The organism is Leucobacter sp. OH1287 (genome assembly GCF_003859945.1).
In the GTDB taxonomy this organism is placed as follows: Bacteria; Actinomycetota; Actinomycetes; order Actinomycetales; family Microbacteriaceae; genus Canibacter.
In genome coordinates this window covers 69,588-92,270 of sequence record NZ_RQYM01000002.1, presented here as the reverse complement: position 1 = coordinate 92,270, position 22,683 = coordinate 69,588, and the positions used below count along the sequence as shown (strand labels likewise).

The following is a 22,683-nucleotide window of genomic DNA, read 5'->3' as shown; positions in this document are numbered from 1 at the left end:
ACTGCGATGGGGGTATTAATGGAACTCGCTGTAGAAGACACGAAACCGGCGATAAATCGACTAAAACGGGCTCGTGGTCAGCTTGATGCGGTGATTCGGATGCTGGAGTCGGAGGCGGACTGCGAACAGGTTATTCAGCAGCTCGCCGCTTGCTCAAAGGCGATAGATAAAGCCGGCTACCAGATCATTGCGACCGGTCTGAAACAGTGCCTCGATTCCACCTCCGACACAACCGAGGTGCAGAAACAGCTGGAGAAGGTTTTCCTCAGCTTTAGCTAGTGGCGACAGTCGGTGAGCGGGTCGCGGCTTGTGTGCTGCACCAGCCAGAGCGCGGGCCGCGACAGCCTATTGAGAACAGTTCTCAATTTGTTCGCAACACCCCTCACCGGCGCTGGCACACGCTCGCCAGACAGGACTAGAATCTCTAGCATGACCGCCGCAGCGACAGGATCCACCCCCTCACCAACGACAGCGCCCGCACCACAGGTTAAAACCCTGCTGACCGCGGTTTTCCTCACTTATCTCGGGCAGATGACGCTCGCACCTGTGGCCGCACCGCTCGCCCGCGAGATCAGGCTTGAGGAGTGGCAGGTCGGTGTCACAATCAGTTTGGCCGCGGTTATGGTTGTGTTGACTAGCCAGGTGTGGGGGCGCAGATCCCAGTCGCTCGGCCGCAAACCGGTGCTGCTCGTCGCGATGCTGCTCGCAACCATCGCAATGGCGGTTTTCACGCTGATGGCGTGGCTGGGAACAACCGGTGCCCTCTCCGGCACCCCACTGTTTCTGCTGTTCCTGCTCAGCCGCGGCCTCCTGTTCGGATCCGCTATCGCCGCTGTCGCCCCGACCGCCCAAGCCTTCATCGCCGACATAACCCCCGATGAGACTGCCCGCGTCAAGGGCATGGCGGGTGTCGGTGCGGTGCAGGGCAGCGCGATGGTTGTTGGCGCCGTGGTCGGCGGCACGATCGCGGGAATCGACCTTATGCTGTCCATCGCGATTGTGCCGGTGCTAATCCTCTGCGGCGTACTACTCGTCGCGTTCCGCCTGCGCGGCGACGCTAAAACAACGCTGATCGAAAACCCCGCCAAGGTTAACCCGCGCGACAGCCGCGTCTGGCCGTTCCTGCTCGCCGGTTTCGGCCTCTACACCGCGCTCGGTTTTATGCAGATCATCGCCGGTTTCTTAGTGCAGGACCGCTTCCACGTCAGCAGCGGCAACGCCGGTTTCATCGCGGGCATGGCAATGCTCGTCTCCGGGCTCGGCCTCATCTTCTCCCAGACCGTGATCGTGCCACGCAGCGGCTGGGCACCCGGCAAACTGTTGCGGATCGGTGTCGCCATCTCACTCGCAGGCTTCCTGCTGCTCCTCCCCGACGCCGGATACCCGCTGCTGTTTATCTCAATGGCGCTAATCGGTCTCGGCCTCGGCATCGCCTCCCCCGGATTCACCGCCGGCCCCTCACTGCTGCTCGCGCGTGAAGAACAGGGTGGCATGGCCGGACTAATCGGCGCCACAATGGGTCTAACCTTCGTCGTCGCACCAACCGCGAGCACCATCCTCTACCGTTTCTCCCCCACCCTGCCACTGGCGATCGCCGCCGCAATCATGGCGCTCGTGCTGCTGCTGGTGCTCACACACCCGCGTTTCCGGGGTGGATCCGGGCGGTAACCGCCCCGGTCCGCTGGCAGCTTGTGAGCGAACTTACCCCGAGCAGCAGCAGGGGCGCTGGCTCACACAGATGCTTCTAGAAAAGGCCGATCTGCAATTCAGCCTGACTACGGGGACGTTCTGAAAGTGTCGTGACAAGATCCTCAGTCAGCACCCGTTTACGTCCACTCAGCACTGTTTTTTTAGCAGCGTTCTCGGCCGCTGTAACCACCTCCGCGTGGGTCAGCCCCTGTGCAGCGGTTAGTATTCGTGGCCAGCTTAAGTTTGATGTTTGGAATGACGAAAGCCTGTTTTTTATCACGAGCTCAATCGCTGCTTTGTCGGGCAGCTCAAAACTCATAACAGTGTCGAACCGTCTGAATAGCGCATTGTCTAGCAGACTAGGATGATTCGTGGCAGCAATGATGATGCTGTCAGAGTTGTCTTCTTCTAGGAACTGCAAAAACGAGTTGAGCACCCTGCGAATTTCTCCGACATCGTTCATTGCGCCGCGATCTCCGCCGAGGGCATCCACTTCGTCAAAGAGATAGACGCCTCGTGTCTCGGCGAGAGCATCGAAGATTAACCTCAGTTTCGCTGCTGTCTCACCCATAAATCTTGTGAACACCGCATCCAGCCTGATTGTGAACAGTGGCAGCCCGAGTTCACCAGCGATCACACGAGCGGTAGAGGTTTTACCTGTCCCGGGGGGCCGGTTAACAGTAGGCGCCGTGCGGGTGTGAGACCGTATGCGGCTAATTCACTGCGCTGCCGCTGTTCCAGCAGCACGTGTTCGAGCCGTGCCCGTAGCGTCTCAGAGAGCACAAGATCTCCCAACCTTGCCCCGGGGTAGGAAACCTGCAGCAGATCACTCAGCTCACCTCTAGACTGCGCCAGCGGGACAACAGCGGCAAGGCCAGGCTGTCCGCCGGAACGCTTCCTAAGCTCGTTAACCAGGTCACGCAGCTCTTGCGCATATCTGGAATGACCGGACCTAGCGGCTTTAGCAGCAACCTGCATTGCAACCGCATAAAAGTTGGGGTCATCGCCGTCTGCGTGGCTTTTTACCAGGGCTTTAACCTGATCGTTAGTTGCCATGGTAAGCCCTCCCGGAATATGCCCAGAACCTGTAACGCCTAGATGTTAATCATACCGACTTTAGTGCTATCTTCCAATGAGACTGGCGGTCGCAACCCAGTCCAAAACAAAGGATTTTATCGCCCGCCTGGTCCAGCTCCAAGCCCATAGAACCTGTCGAAAAAGGCGGTTAGTTTTTTGATAACGGTCTGCTTCTTCTCGCCGTGTCCACCGGTAGGCGTGAAACGAGAAACAGGCGGCAGTATCTTCGTAATCGCTGTTCCAGAGGTGCTGAGGGCGCCGTCACGGAATGCCTTTTCCATAAAGCGGCTGGTTTCCTCAGGGTTTAGTCTTTCCACTTTCACAATGTCAGCAAGTTCTGATTCGCTCTTCGCTCGAATATAGTCTTGCCACTCATCCTCAACGGTGCTGTTTCCGGTAATGGAGTCGATGAACTCCGAGAAGAGGTCTTTCTTGTTTCGCAGGCTTGGGCTTGCCTCAATGGCTCGCCTAATGGTTGCTGGAATGTTTTCGTTGATTTCCTCGTCGAGGGATCCTTCTTCATCCAGCGTCGCACCACTGTCTAGCTGTAGCTCGTTCCCCAGTCTCTGCTGGTGCTTCTCTATCAGCATGAGTATGTAGTCAACGTTGATTTCTACCTGTTTTATCAGTTCGATTTCAAACACTACATCATCGTGGGCGGGATCATTTTCAGCTTCTTTTTCTCCCCTGATTTCATCATGCAGGTTGAGATAGATGCTGCGATAGTCTTGAACCTGTCGCCGGTTCAACAGTTCCTTACCGGCAAACTCATCAAACGAGGTGAGGATGTTTTCAAGGCGCAGGATGGCTCCAAAGAGTTTGATAAAACTCCTTTTAGCTCGCTCTCCCACTATCTGCTTGTTGAGCGGGAACTCCTCCAAAAGCTCGGTTACCTTGTCCTTATACTCGCGATAGTAGTGCTTGAAGGGTTTCATCAGTACAACACCGCTTGCGTCCTTGTTACCAAACAGCTCTAGTGCCGCGTTGGTTTCCTCTTCTAAGTCTCGGAAGGCAACGATGTTACCGTATGTTTTCACCGAGTTGAGGATACGGTTGGTGCGGGAGTACGCCTGAATAAGGCCGTGGGCTCGCAGATTCTTATCGACAAACAGTGTGTTGAGCGTTGTCGCATCGAACCCGGTGAGGAACATGTTCACAACGATCACAAGATCGAGTTCCCGGTTCTTCAACCGCATCGACAGATCTTTGTAGTAGTTTTGGAACTTTTCGGCACTGGTGTCGTAGCTAGTGCCGAACATTTCGTTGTAGTCGTTGATCGCCTCTTCCAGGAACTCACGCGCATCAGTGCTGAGCGCGTCGGTGTCAAAGGCTTCCTCGTCGAGGATGCCGTCGTCCGCCGCCTCATTCGCACCGTAGGAGTATATGATACCCACCTTCAGCTGCTGATCGGAGGGCAGATCCTGCTGCTGGATAGCGAACTGGTTGTAGTACTTCCGAGCAGCTTCAATGGACGCAGTAGCGAAGATGGCGTTAAAGCCTCGCACCTGCCTGCTTGCACGCTTCGCTTCCTTGCTTCCACGAGTTCTGGCCGCTTCTGCAACATTCGTCACAACAGAGTGGCCGTAGCTGGTGGATCGCTTTGTTTTCTGCGCAAAATGCTCCAGCGTGTAGCTTACAACCTCGCGGATCCGTCTCTCATCCAGCAGTAGTTTCTCGGTCTCCACAGTCGAGATTTTGCTGCCTAAACAGCCGCCGACAGTGCTTGTTTTCACATAGTCGATCCGGAACGGAAGTACGTTCTTATCTGTGATCGCGTCAACGATTGTGTAGGTGTGAAGTTTGTCGCCAAACACCTGTTCGGTTGTTTTCAACCCAGCGCTGCTGCCCGAGCGACTGTTGGCGGCAAAGATTGGGGTGCCAGTGAATCCAAACAGGTTGTAGCGCTTGAAGGATTTCGTTATGCGGTTGTGCATATCACCGAACTGTGACCGGTGGCACTCGTCGAAGATGATAACCACGTGTTTACCGTAGACATCATGTTTCTCGTTTGCTTTGATGAAGGTCGACAGCTTCTGAATCGTCGTGATGATGATCTTAGCGTTCTCATCCTCGAGCTGCTTCTTGAGAACCGCAGTCGAGGTGTTTGAGTTTGCTGCACCTTTTTGGAACCGGTCATATTCACGCATCGTCTGATAGTCGAGGTCTTTACGATCGACAACAAACAACACCTTGTCAACGCTTGGCAGGGCTGACGCAAGCTGCGCTGTTTTAAAGCTGGTCAGCGTCTTACCGGAGCCGGTTGTGTGCCACACATAGCCGCCGGCTTTCACTGAGCCGAGGTGCTTATAGTTTGTGGCGATCTCGATACGCTGCATGATCCGCTCGGTTGCAACGATCTGATACGGCCGCATAACAAGCAGCATCCGCTCCGCGGTCAGCACACAGTACTTGGTGAGAATGTTGAGCAGAGTGTGCTTAGCGAAGAAGGTTTTTGCAAACGCAGTGAGGTCAAGAATGGGCTTGTTTTGCGCGTCTGCCCACCAGGAGGTGAACTCGAAACTGTTCGAGGTTTTTCGGCGTTTAGCGGTATTTTTCGCTTCTTTAATGTGCTGCTCGCGAGTCGTGTTCGAGTAGTACTTGGTTAGCGTGCCGTTCGAGATGACGAACAGCTGCACGTACTCGAAGAGTCCAGATCCGCCCCAAAAACTGTCTCGCTGGTAGCGGTTAATCTGGTTGAAGGCTTCACGAATATTGACGCCGCGCCGCTTCAGCTCAATGTGTACGAGTGGCAAGCCGTTCACCAACACGGTGACGTCATAGCGGTTGGTGGATCGCGATCCGCCGCTGCCGTTCTTGCCCGAGGTGTCAATCTGGTACTGGTTTATCACCTGTAGCCGGTTGTTGTGGATGTTGGCTTTGTCCAGCAGTTTAATGTTTTTGGTGAGCCCGTTATCGCGCTGCAGCAGCTGCACGTGGTTCTCTTGGATCTTCGCGGTTTTTTCCTCGATACCCTCGTTCTTGCCAGCGATCACGTTCCCGAAGAAGCGCTCCCACTCACTGTCTGAGAACTTGTAGTCGTTGAGCGCTTCGAGCTGTCGGCGCAGATTCTCAATGAGGTCTGCTTCCTTTGTAATGTGTAAGCGCTCATAGGCTTGTGAGACCAGCGTTTCTATGAACTCACGCTCGAGTTCCGCCTCGCTCTGGTGGTTGTCTGCGGTTTTGGTGTCGGGGGTGTATTCAGCTACTACAGTGCTTTCGTCGCTGAAGGCAATAAGGTCATATTGAGGTGCAGGGGTGTTTATCATGGTTTGTCCTATGTGTTGAGTCCGCGCTCTTCCCAGTCGGCGTAAGTGCCGCCTTCCCATTTCCACGCTAAGCGACCATTGGTTGAGCGCCCAGTTGCGAGTGCTCCTGCTTGCGATGTTGATGAGCAGGGAATATCTCTTGTAGTGATTGCAAGACCGGTTGCAGCATCAATGCGAACTGAGCCGTCGTTGACAAGTGCGTCTCGTTTGCTTTTCATGGATGCGTAGGATTTTTCTGTGGTTTCTGCGACTGCTTTACCAATCCAGCGAGGGGCGATCCGCGATCCTTCCAGCAGAAAGAACTCGCCGTCAACAACCTGCAGCTTGGCATCGATCTGACGCTTCTTCTGTTTCAGGCTGAAGATAGGCGACTCGGTTGCAGGTTTGGCTTCTTCTTGGGCTGCAACAGCGGTTTTTCTTCCGCGAAGGATGTTTATGCCGAGGACTGGCAGAATCACCTGCAGCTGTACAAAGAAAGCTTCCATATCTGAGCGTTGAGCTTCAGAGAGTTTACGCCCCTGCGGGGTGTTGCCATTTTCTAGATAGCAGCGTTCGGCCTTACGGGCTTGATCGGCCAGTTGTTTTTCCAGTTCTCCCCAGTGCCCCTCGTTAAAGGCAGCGTCTTTAGCCGTGATTATAACCAGCCGATCCCAAAAGTCTTTTTTGGCATCGTGTTCACGGAATCGCGTAACAAAGTTCTCTGTGCGACCAATGTAGGCACGAGTTTGTTCGGTTACACCAAAATCGTTACCCAGTAGAATGTATACGCCGTTCCTCTCTTTTACTTCATCACGTTCGTTGAGGATGCGGGTTAGTTCTGCGCGCGGCCCTGCGAGGATATGCCCTGTCCATCCTGCAATCTCAGCGGTGGTGAGTCCGCCAGCTACCCCGTCAACCAGGAAGAGCTCGATATGTTTGCCCTTCATGCGCGCTCAGGCTCCTTCTTATTAGGCAATGCACCCTCAGTGGATCCAGCTGGCTGATCTTCTTTAAGCTCTGGGAAGCTGAGGAGACGATCGCGATAGTGCTCGTACTGCTTACGGCGTGCAGCTATCTCAGCTGGCAACCCAGAGCTCAGGTCATTGACCAGGGCATCCATTTGATCTAGAACTGAAGCTATTTCCTCTTGTCTTTGCCGTGGCGGTACAGAGACGCAAAGCCGTTTTAATGATCCAACTGACAAACCCGGCTGCGCTGATTTTGTAGCATATTGGTTCAGATTCATCCATGTGAGAAGGTGGTATATCCAACTCAAATCAAGTGGCTGTTTTGGAGTGACAAGTACAGCGTGTTCAGTTGCGTAAAAAGGTCCTTTCCCCCGAACCACATTTCCACAAAGAGCACCCTGACGTCCTATCAAGACAAATGAACCACCACCATTCGCCTCTGCAACATACCCTCTTAATCCCCCAGCTCCATAACTAAGGTATTGGGTGAGTGTCCGTGCTATCTTTTGATACGAGAGCGGCCTTGACAAAGCTTCCTGCTTTCATCTCGACAATGTCACCGAGTGCTTTGACTCTATGTTGTTTTCCAGTTTCGCCGAACAAACAATCACGATAATGCGCATACTGAAGGCGCCGTTTCTCCAGCTCCGCTTCCAGCTCCGCTTCCAGCTCCGCTTCCAGCTCTGTAAACAAGTCTAGTATGCGAACGATCTCTTCCTGCACTTCGACAGGAGGAAGAGGAACCAAAATTTGCGTGAGCTTCTTGGCTGATAGCTCAATAACTTTTGTTCCCGTACAGAGCCTTCTCTTTTGCTGTTGAAAATCTTCTGTCTGCATCCAATACGCAAGATATTTGGAGTTATGCTTATGCCGAATGACACACGCATGACCTCCGATGACAATTTTCTTATCTCCAACCCATGCGAGCGACTTGCCTACGTCTTCAAGATTTTCGCTCGTATTCGTAATAATAAGATCACCAGGATTCACATGGACTAGCTTCTGCGCATTTTCTTCTGAAACAAATGTAAATGTTGACTCTGCATAAGTACCATAGAGGGTGTATATCTGCCCGTAATGGATCGCACCGATTCCTTCCTCAGTCAGAATTGTTTTAGGCATCCCGCTACCACGCTGTATTTCAGCAAACTCTCCTATGGCAACATACGGAACCCCATCGGGGCACAGTTCTTGAATGAGCTGCTCGATATTGGTGCTCATGCGGATGACCTCGTCCAGCTCTGCTTGACGTGCCTCCTGCACCGACACGGCCTCCCCTACGCGCTTATCTTCTTCCGAGAGGACAGGCCCGCTATACGTTGCATTTTCAGGTGTTGGCAACATGTCACTTGCCCTCGGCTTTCTCACTGAGTTCCTTGATGCTAGCGGCGTAATCGCGCTCCACAGGGGTCTGGATGTCTCGGATTCGTTGGCGGTAGCGTTCGCACTCCCGCTTGACTACATTCGTCATCTGCTTATGGCTTCGGGCGCCGTGCCCTTCCAGCACCTCACCACCCATTGCAGCAATGAGCGTTTTCAGGTGGGGCATCCAATCCGCCATAAAGGTGGGGGTGTGCATGCGTGCGCGCAGCTCCGCCGCTTCAAAATAGGCTGACACCATGAGACGCAGGCGCTCCAGTTCATCTTGGGTCAGGTAATTCTTTGCCACCTCTGCCTCTTCCCGCGTTGGATGTTCGCCTTTAAAGGATGTCATCCCCATGAAGGGCGCGTCAGCATTGATCCGACTGATCACCAGTTCTGCTGCGGTGTGGCCGTGGACCGCGAAATGGAACATGTTCTGCACGGTGGCAAAGAACTCCCTGGCGACAGGAGAATTCGGATCATAGTCCGGGCTGGTGGCAAACAGATCCAGCACTTGGCGGTAGAAGACCTTCTCACTGGCGCGAATATCGCGGATGCGTTCTAGGAGTTCACGCCAATACGCTCCCCCACCCAGGTTCTTCAGGCGCTCATCATCCATCGCAAAGCCCTTGACCAAGAACTCCGACAAATGCTGGGTGGCCCACTGGCGAAACTGCGTGCCCTGAGGCGATCGCACGCGGTAGCCCACGGCCAGCACGGCCTCCAGGCTGTAGTACTTCAGTGTGCGTTCGACCTGACGCGGGCCCTCTTGGCGAACTTGTAAGTAATCCTTACAAGTTGCCTCCGTCACAATTTCACCCTCGTCGTAAAGATGCTTCAGATGGATGGCAATATTCTGCCGACTGGTCTGATACAGGGTTGCCATCTGCTCCTGCGTCAGCCACGCCTGGCCGTCATACAACCCCAGCTCCACAACAGGGTTCCCCTGGACATCCCTATAGACAATCAGCTCACCACGGACGTCCTCATCCCTGTACTCAGGGAGGAAAGCGGTGGCCGCGTCACTAACCGTGAAGTCCTCATCGGCGGCACTCATGCCTGCCATCCCCCCTCAGGAGCGGTGCTCCCTTGCAACACGGTGCTCTCCTCCAGAACAGCAACAATGGCGTCGATCTGCGAGCGCAGCACTTCCTGCCTACTCACTATCTGCGCTATCTCCTCATTCAACTCTGTGATATTAACCACTTCCCGAGTGTCCTCTTTTTCAACGTAAGAAGACACTGAGATGTTGTAGTCGTTCACTGCAATTTCTTCGCACTTCACCAGCCGAGAAACAAACTCAACGTCCTCTCTGGCGACGAAACGATCTAGGATGTGATCCTGGTTGCCAGGCAACAGTTTGTTCTTGTTACCGACCCGTTTAAACTCTGCGGAGGCATCAATAAACAGCACACTGTTATCTGTCTTAGACTTCTTTAGCACAATAATGCAGGTGGCAATTGTGGTGCCGAAGAACAGATCCGCTGGCAACTGAATAACGGTATCAACGTAGTTGTTGTCAATCAGGTACTTGCGGATTTTCTGCTCGGCCCCGCCCCTATAGAGCACGCCCGGGAACTCAACAATGGCCGCGGTTCCGTTCTCCGCCAACCACGATAGCATGTGCATGGTGAACGCCAGGTCTGCCTTTGACTTTGGGGCCAAAACACCGGCGGGCGCAAACCTAGGATCATTGATGAGCAGCGGGTTATCGTTGCCCTCCCACTTGATTGAGTAGGGAGGATTAGAAACAATCGCCTCAAAAGGTTCATCATCCCAGTGCTTCGGTTCTGTGAGGGTATCCCCCAGCGCAATATCAAACTTTTCGTAGTTCACATCGTGCAAGAACATATTGATGCGAGCAAGGTTGTAGGTGGTGAGGTTGATCTCCTGACCGTAGAATCCACCGACGTTATCTCGCCCAAGCACCTTTGCAAACTTCAGCAGTAGCGAGCCAGAGCCGACAGCAGGGTCGTAAACCTTATTAACACGGGTTTTACCGTGCGAGGCAATACGAGCCAGCAGCTCTGAAACCTCCTGTGGTGTGAAGAACTCTCCACCAGATTTTCCGGCACTGGAGGCGTACATAGTCATCAAATACTCGTACGCATCCCCGAACAGATCAATTGAGTTATCCTCAAAACTGCCAAGCGGCATATCGCCGATAGCGTTAAGCAGCCCGACCAGTTTCTCGTTACGCTGCGCAACAGAGTTACCAAGCTTTGAGCTGTTGACATCCAGATCATCAAACAGCCCCTTCAGGTCGTCCTCACTAGCTGTACTAACAGCTGATCCCTCGATGTTCTTAAACACTCGCTCAAGTGTTTCATTGAGGTTTTCGTCGTGCCGTGCTCGCTTACGCACATTCTGGAATAGTTCCGAGGGCAGAATATAGAAGCCCTTCTCTGCAACAGTCTCAGTACGCCCAAACTCCGCTTTCTCGTCAGAGAGAGCCGCGTAGTCAAAATCAGTATCACCTGCAGCATGTTCACGCTTGTTTAAGTAGGAGGTGAGGTTCTCTGAGATAAAGCGGTAGAACAGCATTCCGAGCACATAAGCCTTGAAATCCCAACCGTCGACACTCCCGCGCAGATCGTTCGCGATCCGCCAGATGGTCTTGTGCAGCTCTGCCCTTTGAGATTCTTTTGTGTTTGGCACCATGAGTTTATTGTCTCACAAGAACAGCCGAGCAGTCACTAGCTAGATACCGCGTTTATGCCGCCTTGCAAGCTAGTCAAATTTCTGCACAGATTAGCACTTGCACAAAATTACTACATGAGCTAGAGTAATTACTACATCACATGCAGTAGTAGTGAAAGGGGTGAGCAGGATGATCAGCAGTGACATGATCCGCACAACCCTCGAAATGCTGATTCTCAGCGTGCTAGCCGAGGGGGCCTCATACGGCTATGCGATCTCACAGCGCCTGCGTGAACAGAGCGCGGGTGCATACGATCCCAAAGAAACAACCCTGTATGCCGCGATCCGCCGTCTCGAACAAAAGGGGTATCTGACCTCGTTCCCGGGCAGCGAAACAGCCGGACGCCCCCGCACCTACTACGCGCTGACCGCTGCGGGTGAGACGCAGTTGCAGAACCTGAAACAGACCTGGCGTGATGGCATAACCGCCGTCACCCGAATCCTTGGGGAGGGATAACATGAACGAAGCAGTAAGGCTTTATATTGAGGCGCAGTTTCAGACACTGCCCGAGACCCCGGAGGTCGGGCGGGCAAAGCAGGAGCTGCTGCAGATGAGCGAGGATAAATACGGTGAGTTGCTCGCCTCCGGTGTCAGCGAGAACGAGGCAACCGGGCGGGTTATCACCGAGTTCGGTAACCTGAACGAACTGGCCGATGAGTTGGGGATCCGCCACGCACTAAACACCTCAGCCGCCGGGTATACACACGCTGCCGAGGCAGAAGCTGCACCGGATCTGCCGGTGCTGACTCGGGAGGAGGCCGAGCAGGCTCTCGCGGACAACCGCCGCGCATCAATCTTTATCGCAGCGGGCGTTGCGATTATTCTGCTCGGGGTTATCGCCAACATTCTGCTCTCTGGCGGCCTCTCGTTTAAGTTGTTTGCCAGCCCCGGGGTTGTGCGGGCAGACGCTAATCTCGGGTTCATTACGCTGATCGGGGTTGCGATCGCGGTGCCGATCTTTATTATGAGCGTTGCAACCAACCGCCGGTTCCGCAAACTCGACGAGGGTAAAGCGATTGTCGACTACGACACCGGCAAACACTATAAAGCAAAGCTTGATGAGGCGGAGCCGCGCTACTACGCGGGCATCGCAACCGGTGTTGGACTCATCCTGCTCGGCATTGTTGTCGCCGCAATGAACCCGAGCTTCGGAATATCGGTTCTGATCGGTGTCACACTCGCTGTGCCGCTGCTGATTATCAACGGTATGCGCCGCAGCGCTCTGAACGTACTGTCACTCGCAGGACCCCAGTTCGCTCGCAAGCGTGCTGCCCGGGTTGATTCAGAATCAAAAATCGGGGTGCTGGCTTCTGTCTACTGGCCTATCACTCTCGTCGTCTTCCTGCTGTGGTCGTTCCTCGGCAACGCCTGGCACATCAGCTGGGTAGTCTGGCCGGTTGCGGGCTTCATGTTCGGCGCAATCGTCGCCGTCATCGAGGCACGCACACGCAAGTCACACAACGTCAGCTAGCCGCGGCGGCGCTGGCCGCAGGATCTAGCTAGGGTGCCGGAGCTAACCACCCTGCATCGCACATCCCGGTGCGTTGCGGGGTGGTTATCCCTTTTCCTGGGGTGGATCCAACCTCCCGCAGCCCGCGTTTGAGACCGGCAATCATCGGGTATATGCTTGAAACCACTGATCTCGCAAGGAGGAAACGTGGCAACCGCAGAATATCGAGTAACCGGCATGACCTGTGGCCACTGTGAGGCATCTGTTCGAGAAGAGGTTGAGGAGCTAGCCGGTGCCACAGTCACCGAGGTCAGCTCAGAAACCGGCAAACTGGTTGTCACAGCCCCGAACGAGGTCGATGACGCCGCTGTGCTCGCGGCCGTAGACGAGGCAGGCTATACGGCCACTCGCGTGCACTAAACAGAAAGCACCGATCAATGGCTACCGACCCTGTTGAACTCGATATCTCAGGTATGACCTGTGCGTCGTGCGCGAACCGCATCGAGAGGAAACTCAACCGGGTGCCGGGGGTCACAGCAACCGTCAACTACGCAACCGAAAAGGCGACGGTGCACGTGCCCGCGGGCTTCGATACTGCGCAGCTGCTAACCACTGTCGAGGACGCAGGCTACTCCGCCTCGATTATTAAATCCACCGCTCAGCAGGGCGCGGATCCCGCTCCCGACGCCGCCGCAACCGCCGACCCCGAGCTTGCCTCGCTTCGCCAGCGCCTGATTATCACAGCACTGCTGACGATCCCGGTTATCGCAATGGCAATGATCCCCGCGCTGCAGTTCACCTACTGGCAGTGGCTGTCCCTGACGCTCGCTGCCCCGGTGATTGTCTGGGGCGCCTGGCCATTCCACCGTGCAGCCTGGATTAACCTGCGGCACGGATCCGCCACAATGGACACCCTGATCTCGATGGGGACCGCCGCTGCCCTGCTGTGGTCTGTTTATGCGCTGTTTTGGGGGTCCGCGGGCGAGCCAGGGTTAACCCACGCTTTTGAATTGACTATCGCGCCCTCACACGGCGACGCCAACATCTATCTTGAGGTTGGCGCGGGTGTCACACTGTTTATGCTGCTCGGGCGCTATTTCGAAACCCGGTCAAAACGCGAGGCGGGTGCCGCACTGCGCGCCCTAATGGAGCTTGGCGCGAAGGACGTTGCTGTGCTGCGGAACGGCACCGAAACAAGCATCCCCGTCGAGCAGCTCACCGTCGACGATGAGTTTATTGTGCGACCGGGAGAAAAGATCGCAACCGACGGGGTCGTGGTGGGCGGATCCGCCGCGGTCGATGCGTCGATGCTCACGGGCGAGTCAGTTCCGGTTGCGGTGGGGGTCGGTGACACGGTCGCCGGCGCAACCGTTAACACCGATGGGCGCCTGATTGTGCGCGCAACCCGGGTTGGTAAGGACACACAGCTCGCCCAGATGGCGAAACTTGTTGAGCAGGCCCAGAGCGGCAAGGCGGAGGCGCAGCGACTCGCCGACAAAATCTCTGCGGTTTTTGTTCCCGCGGTCCTCCTGATCGCGCTCGCCACCCTGATCGCGTGGCTGGTTGCCGGATCCCCCGCCGCTGCCGCCTTCACCGCCGCCGTCGCGGTGCTGGTGATCGCGTGCCCGTGCGCGCTCGGGCTCGCAACCCCGACCGCCCTGCTGGTGGGAACCGGCCGCGGCGCCCAGCTCGGCATCCTGGTGCGAGGCCCCGAGGTGCTCGAATCCACCCGCCGCGTCGACACGGTCGTGCTCGATAAAACCGGCACCGTCACAACCGGCAAAATGACGCTAGTGGATCTCGTCACCGCCGCCGGAGTCACCCGCGAGCAGCTGCTGGGTTACGCTGGCGCGCTAGAGGACAGTTCAAAACACCCGATCGCGCAGGCTATCGCGAGGGCAGCTCGCGCGGAGCTTGGCGAGCTGCCCGCAGTCACCGACTTTGCGGACATCGCGGGGCGCGGAGTGCGCGGCACCGTCGCGGGTGAGAACGTATTCGTTGGCCGCGAGCTGCTCGCAAGCGCCAAGGCGCTTCCGCCGGAGCTTGCCCGCGCTAAATCCGCCGCCGAGAACGACGGTAAAACCGTTGTGGTCGCCTACTGGGGCGGTGAAGCGCGCGGCATCCTCACCGTCGCCGACACCGTCAAAGAAACCAGCGCCGCTGCGATCCAGAAGCTTAAAGGTCTGGGCCTCACCCCGATTCTGCTGACCGGTGATAATGCGGCAGTTGCCGGATCCATCGCAAACCAGGTTGGCATAACCCAGGTTATCGCCGAGGTGCTCCCCCACGAGAAGGTTGACACGGTTAAACGGCTGCAGCGTGAGGGCAAAACCGTTGCGATGATCGGCGACGGCATTAACGACGCTCCCGCGCTCGCCCAGGCGGATCTCGGCATGGCCATCGGAACCGGCACCGACGTCGCAATCGCCGCCTCTGATATTACGCTCGTCAGCGGGGACCTAATGACGGCGGTTGACGCGATTAGACTCTCCCGCAAAACCCTCTCGACGATTAAAACGAACCTGTTTTGGGCTTTCGCCTACAACACCCTCGCGATCCCGGTCGCAGCGTTCGGCATGTTAAACCCAATGCTCGCGGGAGCAGCGATGGCGTTCTCGAGCGTGTTCGTTGTTGGAAACAGCCTGCGGCTGCGTTCCTTCGCATCAAGTAATTAGCTGCTCAAACAGCCTCGACGTAGCAAGATGAAGCGATGCAGTACTCGCGACCGAGCAAGCAGAAAACCCCGAAAAATCAATGATTTCCCGGGGTTTTTGGTGGGCCCTGCGGGGCTCGAACCCGCGACCCGCGGATTAAAAGTCCGATGCTCTACCAACTGAGCTAAAGGCCCGACCTCTAAAACTATAACCGCTTTCGCACCCTAAAGCAACTTGATGGGGCCAACCCGCCGCCCGCACAAATCTTTGCGAGCGAGCCGCAATCACAGCAGCGTGAGATCAAGAATAACCGGCTGGTGATCCGCCCAGGCAAAGCCGTAATCACACACGCGCACAGCCTCCGCCGCGATGTTGTCAGACACAATAAATCCGTCGATCAGCGCGGTCTCTGTGACTCCGGGCCGGTATGGCGCATCGAGTTTGCGGGAGGACGGGATCCCGCCCTCCTTTAGGCCCTTCGTTACGAGGCTGAATCCTGGTGGGATCCGCTCCACCGGGAAAGGGCGGTTCCAGGTGTGGGCACCCGCTGTGCGACTGTCTAGCAGTTCGTGGTTGAAGTCGCCGCCGACCAGCACCCAATTGCCGCGCTGCCTCTCGGACTGCATCGCGCTAAACAGCTGCTCGAACTGGGCTGAGACAACACGGTCGTCGCGGGTGTAGGCGGAGAGGTGGAGGTTAAACACCGCCAGGCAGGGTTCAGCGGAGGCACCAGCACCAGCACCAGCGCCCCGGTCAGCATAAGCACCGGCGCCCCGGCCCGCTCCAGCACCCCGGCCAGCACCAGCACCCCGGCCAGCGCCAGCACCAGCGCCAGCAACCGGCAGATACTGCACAGTAAAAGCCCGGTCAAGGTCGATTAGGCGGCGAAGTCCAGATTCGATCGGCAGCGAGCGCCGATCCGCCCCAGAAACGACGAAACGGCTGAGTGACAACAGTCCCGAGCGATTCGCGCCGTAGGGTTCCCGCAGCGGGTAGAGCATGTAGGGTGACCGGTAGTTAAGCCCAAAAATCGCCGCGAAATCAGGAAACTCGCCGGTCAGGTGCGCTACTTGGGGAACCCGATATGACCTGGTGGCGAGGCTGTCCACCTCCTGCAAAAGCAGCAAATCGGCGGCGCTCGCACGCAGCTGGGCGGTAATCTCGGCGAGATTCTGCATAACCGCCGCTCTGCTCGGGGCGCGAGAGCCCGAACCGCCGTCCATAAAGAACGAAAAGTCCGCCGCGTATGAGCAGTATCCGATGTTGTAGGTGAGGGCACGGACGGGTTCGCCACGGCGCAGTATTTTGGTCGCGGCGCCGGTCACCGGGAGGGGTAGGTGTGGGCAGATCCGTCGCTGCCCGAGCACGAAATAGCCGCCGTATGCGAGAGCCGCCAGGCCAGCCGCGCCCGCCACGGCACCAGCTACGCGCCCAGCACGACCAAACCCACCGCGCCCAGCCCCGGGGAAGCCGCCAAACCCGACGGGCGTGCCGGATCCACCAAACCCGCCGGATCTGCCTTTTGCCACCATCTACGCTGCTCCTCTCAAACACCGCTGTAATAAATATAGCCGCGGCCTTGGCGGTGTGCCAGAATTAGAGGTGGCACAACCGCCACAGCATCGACGACACGGCCGCCAAACACGGGTGGCACACTGCCACAGCGTCGGTGACACAACCGCCACTAGGTTAAGGAAGACAGTGAGCACAGCAAGCACAACCCCGGCAGCAGCAAAGCAGCTCCGCAAGAATATTCGCGCCTTCTCGCTCTGGGATTTCGGCACCTCAGCGTACAGCGCAGTGATTCTAACCTTCGTTTTTGCAACCTACCTAACCCAGGGCGTTGCCCCCGCCGATCTCACCGATGAGGCCGCAATTCAAGCCGCAAAGGACGACGCCAGCGCCCTGATCGGCACAGTTCACGCCTGCGTCGCAATCGTTATCGCGCTGCTCGCGCCAATGCTCGGCACCGTCGCCGACACCGGCGGGCAGCGAAATCGGATGCTCAGGATCACAACGCTCGCGAGCGTGATCCTCACCGCGCCGCTCGCGCTTATCGCACCCGACCCGAGCATGCTTGTGCTCGGCGCGATCCTGCTCGCCGTCTCAGCCGGTGTGCTGGAACTATCGCAGGTGTTTATAAACTCTGTTCTGCCGCAAATCTCAACCCCGCAAAACCGCGGCCGCATCTCGGGAACCGCCTGGGCGCTCGGCTACTGGGGTGGCATCATCTGTCTCGGACTCGTGCTTGTCGGCTTCGTTATGCCGGGCACGGGACTGTTCGGGATCCCCGGCACCGACGCACTCAATCTCCGCGCCGTTCCACTGTTTGTGGCGCTGTGGATGCTGATTTTCACGTTCCCGATTATGCGCAACCTGCCGCCGTCACCGGTGTCAGACGACCACCAAAAATGGAACCCGTTCACCAGCTACCGCGACCTGTTCTTGCGGATCGTCCGCGCCCACCGCAACGAGCCAAAGATGCTGCATTTCCTAATCGCCTCCGCAATCTACCGTGACGGCATTAACGCGGTTTTCACGCTCGCCGGTGTGATCGCGGCAACCTCCTACGGTTTCGCTGCCTCCGAGATTATCCTGTTCGGGATCGCGGCAAACCTGATCGCCGGCTTTGGCGTCTATTTCGCTGGCAAATCCGATGACATCTTCGGTCCTCGCGCGGTCATTATTTTCGCGCTGACCAGCATTATTATCTGCGGCACAGTGCTCGTGTTTGTTCCCGGCAAGCTCACATTCTGGATCGCGGGCCTGTGCCTGTGCATCTTCGTCGGCCCGGTAAACTCCTCCAGCCGCAACCTGTTAACCGGTCTCAGCCGCCCGGCAAACTACGCCGAAAACTTTGGGCTGTTTGCGGCAACCGGCCGTGCAATCGGCTTCCTCGGCACCTCCGCGTTTGCGATCGGCACCGTTATCGGCGGCACCAGCATCGGCATTCTCGGGATCGTACTGGTGCTGCTGGTTGGCCTTATCAGCTTTATCCCGCTGAAGCTCCCAGCACGGCAGGCAGAGCACGAGGTTGCGGGCTAGCCCAGACAGTGACTCGACAGGCAACTGCCATAGCCAGGCATGGCTGAGTGGATCCGGCACCGCTCGGGCTAAATATCCCCGTCCCGCACGGCCTTAAACAGGTCTGGATGGTCAGCAAACACCGCGGCAACCCCGCTCTTGCAGATCGCCCGGTACTCCCCCACCCAGTCGCCGTGTGAGCGCAGCCGTTTCTGCCAAACCCTGACAATCCAGCTGCGGCGCAGGCGCGGCCGGTTGTGCTGCAGCAGTTTTGCAGCTCGCCGCCTGATAACCCTCAGCGCTAAACCGTAAATCAGCAGGCTGATCGGGTTCTTTAGAAGCAGTCCCGTGAGCAGACGCCGCACCACACCAACTGCCCAACCAAAGAGCCCGCCGAGGAAACCGCCCGGGAGCCAGCGGGATCCGCCCCGGGCAATTCTGCCGCAGCGATAGCGCGGCTCTAAAAAGGCGCTTTCGGGACGCGCGGTCCAAACAAAAACGTCAAGGCCGCGAGCGTTTGCGCGCCGCACCAGACGGCTCAGCTTAGCGCCGCGCGCAAGCCGGGCTCGCAAGCGCCCGAGCGTCCTACGAGCGAGCCCGCAGCGTCCACTCGCTCGGCCAGCCTGCCCAGCAAGCAACGCCAGCGGTGTCCGGCAGGAGCAGCCGCCAGCAAACAGATCACACTTTTCAACGCTGATAGCGCTGACGTGCTCGCGCAGGAAACGCAATCCGGCGCGGCTGCGATACCAGCGGTAGCTGTGGCGCGGCATCCTCACTCGCGCGTCACCCACCCGGATCCGCTGCCCAGCATCGGCGGGTTTGCCCGCGTGCTCGTTGAGCATCACCAGGTCGCCGTTCACTCCCGCGCCCGCAAGCTGCTGCAGCACGCCCAGTTCGAAACTCTCAAACACCAGCTGATCTGTGCGATTAAGCCAGCCGGCGTCGGCGAGTTCCCGCCGCAGCAGCTCGGGCAGGTTAAAGCCCAGCGATGCAAAATAGTGCGCGTGTTTAATCTCAATCACCGCGAGTGTGCGGCGGCTCAGCTCAGCATCAAACTCGTCGATCAGTCTGAGCAGCTGTGAGAGGTGCAGCGGCGGCTCGGCACCGTCGAACTCGGTGTTGGCGGGGCGCAGCTCCGGGATCCGCTCCCGGCAGCGCAGCGTCTGAATCTCGTCCCAGTCAAAGTCCTCACTAAACCATCCGGTCACCCGCTGCCCGTCAACGATTTTGCTCGTGTGGCGCGCCGCAAAATCGGGTCGGTCGGCGATGTCGGTTGTGCTGCCGAGCTCGTTTTCGTGGCGGAGCAGCAAAACCCCGTCTCGGGTCGGCACAATGTCCGGTTCAACGGCGTCAGCCCCGATACCCACAGCCAGCCGATACGCTGTTGCGGTGTGCTCAGGCAGATACCCGCTCGCACCGCGGTGAGCGATCACGAGCGGGTATCCGGTTCCTAGGTTTGACCTGCTGTTTTTCTGCACTCTACTAGCCTAGCGTGCGCGGTCAGCAGGTGGCTAGGCAGAGGCGTCCCCACCGGCGGCGGGTGCGGATCCGCTAATTGCGTCGCCAGCTGGCCCGGTTGCATGACGGTAAGGTTTCGCAACAACCATGTAGATCAGGCCGACCGCGAACACCGCAACACCCGAGAGCGCAACAAGCCACTGGCTGGTCCAGTGCGCCTCCGGGTCGCTCAAATCTGGGCGCAGCACAATGTAGAGGCCGAACAGCTGCCAGATCAGCGCGAGCACAGAAACCAGCCAACCCCATGCACCCATCGAGTATTTACCGGCCGGACGCCAGCCCTTCAGGCGCGCCCTAATCGACGCCACGGTCACCATACCGAATGCGAAGTAGATACCGAACGAGCAGAACGAGATAACCGCGGTCAGCGCGTCAGGGCTGAAGGTTGAGATGAGCACAACAACGATCGGGAACGCGGCAGCGGCGAGCATCGCGAACGGTGGCACGTGACGCTTGTGGTTGAACTTGCGCAGCAGCGCCGATCCCGGCAACTGGTTATCGCGACCCATTGAGAACAGCAGCCGGGATGCAGCAGCCTGCAGTGAGATCACGCAGCTGATAAAAGAGATCAGCACAATCGCCATCAGAATCTTAAACCCGACCGGGCCAAACACTCGCTGGAAGGTTTCACCAACCGGATCGGTTGCGGTGCCGTTCATAACCGCCTGATAGTCGGGGACGGAGAGGATCAGGCCGAGCGCGATAAACGCCGCAGCAACACCGCCAACGTAGATGGTCATGCGCATCGCCCGCGGCACAACCACGCCCGGGTTCTTCACCTCTTCAGCGACATCACCGCACGCCTCAAAACCGTAGAACAGGAAGATACCGGTCAGCGCGGCTCCGGCGAGTGCAGCAACGAAGCTCTGCTCGTTCATCAGCTCGGCCGGACGCAGATCCTGGAAGAGCACGCCGAGGTCGTGTTCACGGCCCTGAATCAAAAGCCAGATACCGATCACCAGGGTTGCGATAATCTCGGCAACAAAGCCCCAGAACGCAACCTGTGAGAGCACCTTCGTGCCGAGGAAGTTAATCAGTGTTGCAAACAGCACAATACCGATTGCGAGCAGCACAATAATAGTGTTGCTCATCTCGGTTGCTGGATCCGGGTTCACCACGAGACCGAGGAACGGCCCGGCGCCGTAAGCAACCGACGCGATGGTCGCACAGATAGCGAAGGCGTAAACCCAGCCGCTAAACCAGCCCCATTTAGGACCCCAAAGCCGCCGGTTCCACGGGTAGATACCTCCCGCGATCGGGTACTGTGAAACAACCTCACCAAATACCATCGCAACAAACAGCTGGCCGACGGCGGCGAGCATCACAACCCAGAACGCTGGCGGGCCAGCAAGCCCGAGCCCGATTGCGAGGGTTGTATAAACCGCCACAACCGGTGACAGGTAGGTGAATCCGAGGGCGAGGTTGCCCCAGAATCCCATATCCCGCCTAAAGCCGTCATCCGCCGCGTTGCCCGTGTTATCGGTTGCCGCGGGGCTTGTCGACACCGTGGTCGCTTCGCCCTTAACACTCATTTTCAAACTCCTTCGTGACTGACGCGATCTGCGTTCTGACACTGTCTGTCACTGCGACCGGGGGAATCGTAAAGTAACCGGTTCACAGTGGAACGATTGTCAATAATACGAGATTTCTGCGGTTTTAGAAAGCGCAACGCGCGCAGCGAGGTACAGCACGCTGCAGCGGACTTGGCTGCGGGTGCGGATCCGCCCACCGCAGCGAGATTGGTGGCGGGGGTGGATCCGCCCACCGCATAGCGCAAACCCGAGAATGGGCGTAGCATTGTGTTATGTCTCATAAACCGTACAAGCAGTTTGACAAGTCCACCCCAGAGTACTGGGCGCACCGCGCGGCATACAAGGCCGAAAAATACGCACGCAAAGCTGCTAAGTACGCGTACAAGGCAGCTGACGCCGCGGTTGTTGCGGCGGGGCAGGCGGCGCTGGTTGGTGGCGCGGGTCTAAGAGACGGCGGTGTGGATCCGACGCGGGGCGGCGTGGATCCAGCGCGGGGCGCCTCTCAGGGCGCCGTTGAGGTGCCGGACGAAGCCGCCGCAGAGGCCGCTCACACAACAGTTTTCTACCGTTCGCAGGGCATTTTGCCGAGCGCGGATCGCCCGGTTAAACCGAAGCGGAAACAGCACGTGCTGACGGTTTTAAAGCGCACCGAACTGACCCCGCACCTGGTTGAGCTGCGGCTGGGCGGCGACGGGTTCGCGGGCTTTACCCCGAACGAGTTCACGGACGCCTACGTTAAACTGCTGCTGCCTACAACACAGAGTGGGCTGGTGCCACCCTATCAGCTGGATGCGCTGCCATCCCACCTGCGGCCGGTGAAGCGCACCTACTCGGTTAGGCGGGTTAACGACGACAGCATCGACATTAACGTGGTTGTGCACGGCTCCGTCGGGGTTGGCGGCACTTGGGCTCGCAGTGTTGCGGTCGGCGACCAGGTTGCGCTGCTCGGTCCAGGCGGCAAATACCGACCGGATCCGCTGCTGTCGCACGTGTTTATTGGCGATAACGCCGCAATCTCCGCGATCAGTCACTCGGTTGAGCAGCTGCTGGCGGATAACCCTGCTGCGCGAGCAGAGGTTGTTATTTTTGTCGCTCACGAGTCCGAGCAGCTGGAAATCCCCGCGGGTGAAAACGTCCGGACACAGTGGCTTGTTGTGCCAAACTATCCGGTCAGCGACACACACATGGCTGACGCTTTTGCGGATCTCGACCTCCCCGATCTCGGGTCCGGCGGCGTGCAGGTGTTTGCGCACGGCGAGCGCGGCAACATTAAGGCGCTGCGGCGACTGCTCCGGCAGCGGCAGCAGCCGCGCAACCAGCTGTCAATCTCTGGCTACTGGGCGAAGGGCCGCAACGAGGACCGCTTCCAGGCGGAGAAGCACGAGCCGATCGGGCAGATCGAAGAGGACTAGCGGCACAAAGGTTTCAGCACTTTCATAAATCAACCATAAAACTCTCATAGC

General features: G+C 57.7%; 19 protein-coding genes and 1 tRNA gene. 8 read left to right on the top strand and 12 right to left on the bottom strand.

Annotation, left to right across the window (positions count from 1 at the left end; genetic code table 11):
- Positions 1-18 precede the first annotated feature (18 nt).
- Together EII30_RS01480 and EII30_RS01475 are read left to right on the top strand one after the other, a co-directional pair.
- A complete protein-coding gene (locus EII30_RS01480; protein ID WP_124885558.1) occupies positions 19-279 on the top strand; it encodes a metal-sensitive transcriptional regulator in 261 nt (86 codons plus the stop codon).
- Between the two features lie 150 nt (positions 280-429).
- Positions 430-1,668 (top strand): MFS transporter, encoded by a 1,239-nt coding sequence (locus EII30_RS01475; RefSeq protein WP_124885557.1) that lies wholly within the window; start codon positions 430-432, stop codon positions 1,666-1,668.
- Positions 1,669-1,744: 76 nt separating this feature from the next.
- On the opposite strand, the gene EII30_RS09035 is transcribed toward EII30_RS01475, so the two are convergent.
- The 8 genes from EII30_RS09035 to EII30_RS01440 all read right to left on the bottom strand — a co-directional run bounded on the left by EII30_RS09035 (position 1,745) and on the right by EII30_RS01440 (position 11,002).
- Positions 1,745-2,326: an AAA family ATPase gene (locus tag EII30_RS09035; RefSeq protein WP_233569232.1), complete on the bottom strand. Its 582-nt coding sequence runs from the start codon at positions 2,324-2,326 to the stop codon at positions 1,745-1,747.
- Entirely contained in the window at positions 2,323-2,745 is a 423-nt protein-coding gene (locus tag EII30_RS09030; RefSeq protein WP_233569231.1) for an ATP-binding protein, read from the bottom strand. The genes EII30_RS09035 and EII30_RS09030 overlap by 4 nt, the downstream gene beginning before the upstream one ends.
- 116 nt (positions 2,746-2,861) lie before the next feature.
- Positions 2,862-6,032, bottom strand: coding sequence for a type I restriction endonuclease subunit R (locus EII30_RS01465; protein WP_124885556.1), 3,171 nt, complete (start codon positions 6,030-6,032; stop codon positions 2,862-2,864).
- Positions 6,033-6,040: 8 nt separating this feature from the next.
- Positions 6,041-6,958 carry a GIY-YIG nuclease family protein gene (locus EII30_RS01460; protein ID WP_124885555.1) on the bottom strand — a complete coding sequence of 306 codons (918 nt, stop codon included), beginning with the start codon at positions 6,956-6,958 and terminating at the stop codon, positions 6,041-6,043.
- Positions 6,955-7,509, bottom strand: coding sequence for a restriction endonuclease subunit S (locus tag EII30_RS09095; protein ID WP_124885554.1), 555 nt, complete (start codon positions 7,507-7,509; stop codon positions 6,955-6,957). Before EII30_RS09095 ends, EII30_RS01460 begins: the two co-directional genes overlap by 4 nt.
- Positions 7,454-8,323 carry a restriction endonuclease subunit S gene (locus tag EII30_RS01450; protein WP_199731535.1) on the bottom strand — a complete coding sequence of 290 codons (870 nt, stop codon included), beginning with the start codon at positions 8,321-8,323 and terminating at the stop codon, positions 7,454-7,456. Before EII30_RS01450 ends, EII30_RS09095 begins: the two co-directional genes overlap by 56 nt.
- A gap of 1 nt (position 8,324) precedes the next feature.
- Positions 8,325-9,398: a virulence RhuM family protein gene (locus EII30_RS01445; protein WP_124885553.1), complete on the bottom strand. Its 1,074-nt coding sequence runs from the start codon at positions 9,396-9,398 to the stop codon at positions 8,325-8,327.
- Positions 9,395-11,002: a type I restriction-modification system subunit M gene (locus EII30_RS01440; RefSeq protein WP_124885552.1), complete on the bottom strand. Its 1,608-nt coding sequence runs from the start codon at positions 11,000-11,002 to the stop codon at positions 9,395-9,397. Before EII30_RS01440 ends, EII30_RS01445 begins: the two co-directional genes overlap by 4 nt.
- Before the next feature lie 169 nt (positions 11,003-11,171).
- On the opposite strand from EII30_RS01440, the gene EII30_RS01435 reads away from it, so the two are divergent.
- The 4 genes from EII30_RS01435 (at position 11,172) to EII30_RS01420 (ending at position 15,167) form a co-directional block, all read left to right on the top strand.
- The gene (locus EII30_RS01435; RefSeq protein ID WP_124885551.1) at positions 11,172-11,498 is read left to right on the top strand and encodes a PadR family transcriptional regulator; all 327 of its coding nucleotides are present in this window, start codon (positions 11,172-11,174) and stop codon (positions 11,496-11,498) included.
- 1 nt (position 11,499) lies between these two features.
- Entirely contained in the window at positions 11,500-12,513 is a 1,014-nt protein-coding gene (locus EII30_RS01430; RefSeq protein WP_124885550.1) for a permease prefix domain 1-containing protein, read from the top strand.
- Positions 12,514-12,699: 186 nt separating this feature from the next.
- A complete protein-coding gene (locus EII30_RS01425; RefSeq protein ID WP_124885549.1) occupies positions 12,700-12,912 on the top strand; it encodes a heavy-metal-associated domain-containing protein in 213 nt (70 codons plus the stop codon).
- A gap of 17 nt (positions 12,913-12,929) precedes the next feature.
- Positions 12,930-15,167, top strand: coding sequence for a cation-translocating P-type ATPase (locus EII30_RS01420; RefSeq protein WP_199731534.1), 2,238 nt, complete (start codon positions 12,930-12,932; stop codon positions 15,165-15,167).
- A gap of 97 nt (positions 15,168-15,264) precedes the next feature.
- Here EII30_RS01420 and EII30_RS01415 read toward each other — a convergent pair.
- Together EII30_RS01415 and EII30_RS08840 are read right to left on the bottom strand one after the other, a co-directional pair.
- Positions 15,265-15,340: transfer RNA gene (locus EII30_RS01415), tRNA-Lys, on the bottom strand.
- 90 nt (positions 15,341-15,430) lie between these two features.
- The gene (locus tag EII30_RS08840) at positions 15,431-16,675 is read right to left on the bottom strand and encodes an endonuclease/exonuclease/phosphatase family protein (RefSeq protein WP_158608623.1); all 1,245 of its coding nucleotides are present in this window, start codon (positions 16,673-16,675) and stop codon (positions 15,431-15,433) included.
- A 172-nt stretch (positions 16,676-16,847) separates the two neighbouring features.
- Here EII30_RS08840 and EII30_RS01405 point away from each other — a divergent pair, with 172 nt between their 5' ends.
- A complete protein-coding gene (locus tag EII30_RS01405; protein ID WP_124885548.1) occupies positions 16,848-18,191 on the top strand; it encodes an MFS transporter in 1,344 nt (447 codons plus the stop codon).
- Between the two features lie 68 nt (positions 18,192-18,259).
- On the opposite strand, the gene EII30_RS01400 is transcribed toward EII30_RS01405, so the two are convergent.
- Positions 18,260-19,648, bottom strand: coding sequence for a glycerophosphodiester phosphodiesterase family protein (locus tag EII30_RS01400; RefSeq protein ID WP_124885547.1), 1,389 nt, complete (start codon positions 19,646-19,648; stop codon positions 18,260-18,262).
- A gap of 33 nt (positions 19,649-19,681) precedes the next feature.
- Entirely contained in the window at positions 19,682-21,220 is a 1,539-nt protein-coding gene (locus tag EII30_RS01395; RefSeq protein WP_124885546.1) for an APC family permease, read from the bottom strand.
- 272 nt (positions 21,221-21,492) lie between these two features.
- Here EII30_RS01395 and EII30_RS01390 point away from each other — a divergent pair, with 272 nt between their 5' ends.
- Positions 21,493-22,632: a siderophore-interacting protein gene (locus EII30_RS01390; RefSeq protein WP_124885545.1), complete on the top strand. Its 1,140-nt coding sequence runs from the start codon at positions 21,493-21,495 to the stop codon at positions 22,630-22,632.
- Positions 22,633-22,683: the final 51 nt, after the last annotated feature.

Bases quoted from the DNA above. Each gene is read 5' to 3' on its own strand.
- EII30_RS01475 (WP_124885557.1), top strand. From the start codon at position 430: ATGACCGCCGCAGCGACAGGATCCACCCCCTCACCAACGACAGCGCCC.
- EII30_RS01440 (WP_124885552.1), bottom strand. From the start codon at position 11,002: ATGGTGCCAAACACAAAAGAATCTCAAAGGGCAGAGCTGCACAAGACC.
- EII30_RS01395 (WP_124885546.1), bottom strand. From the start codon at position 21,220: ATGAGTGTTAAGGGCGAAGCGACCACGGTGTCGACAAGCCCCGCGGCA.
- EII30_RS01445 (WP_124885553.1), bottom strand. From the start codon at position 9,398: ATGAGTGCCGCCGATGAGGACTTCACGGTTAGTGACGCGGCCACCGCT.
- EII30_RS01465 (WP_124885556.1), bottom strand. From the start codon at position 6,032: ATGATAAACACCCCTGCACCTCAATATGACCTTATTGCCTTCAGCGAC.
- EII30_RS01450 (WP_199731535.1), bottom strand. From the start codon at position 8,323: ATGTTGCCAACACCTGAAAATGCAACGTATAGCGGGCCTGTCCTCTCG.
- EII30_RS01430 (WP_124885550.1), top strand. From the start codon at position 11,500: ATGAACGAAGCAGTAAGGCTTTATATTGAGGCGCAGTTTCAGACACTG.
- EII30_RS09030 (WP_233569231.1), bottom strand. From the start codon at position 2,745: ATGGCAACTAACGATCAGGTTAAAGCCCTGGTAAAAAGCCACGCAGAC.
- EII30_RS01420 (WP_199731534.1), top strand. From the start codon at position 12,930: ATGGCTACCGACCCTGTTGAACTCGATATCTCAGGTATGACCTGTGCG.
- EII30_RS01460 (WP_124885555.1), bottom strand. From the start codon at position 6,958: ATGAAGGGCAAACATATCGAGCTCTTCCTGGTTGACGGGGTAGCTGGC.
- EII30_RS01390 (WP_124885545.1), top strand. From the start codon at position 21,493: ATGTCTCATAAACCGTACAAGCAGTTTGACAAGTCCACCCCAGAGTAC.
- EII30_RS01480 (WP_124885558.1), top strand. From the start codon at position 19: ATGGAACTCGCTGTAGAAGACACGAAACCGGCGATAAATCGACTAAAA.
- EII30_RS01435 (WP_124885551.1), top strand. From the start codon at position 11,172: ATGATCAGCAGTGACATGATCCGCACAACCCTCGAAATGCTGATTCTC.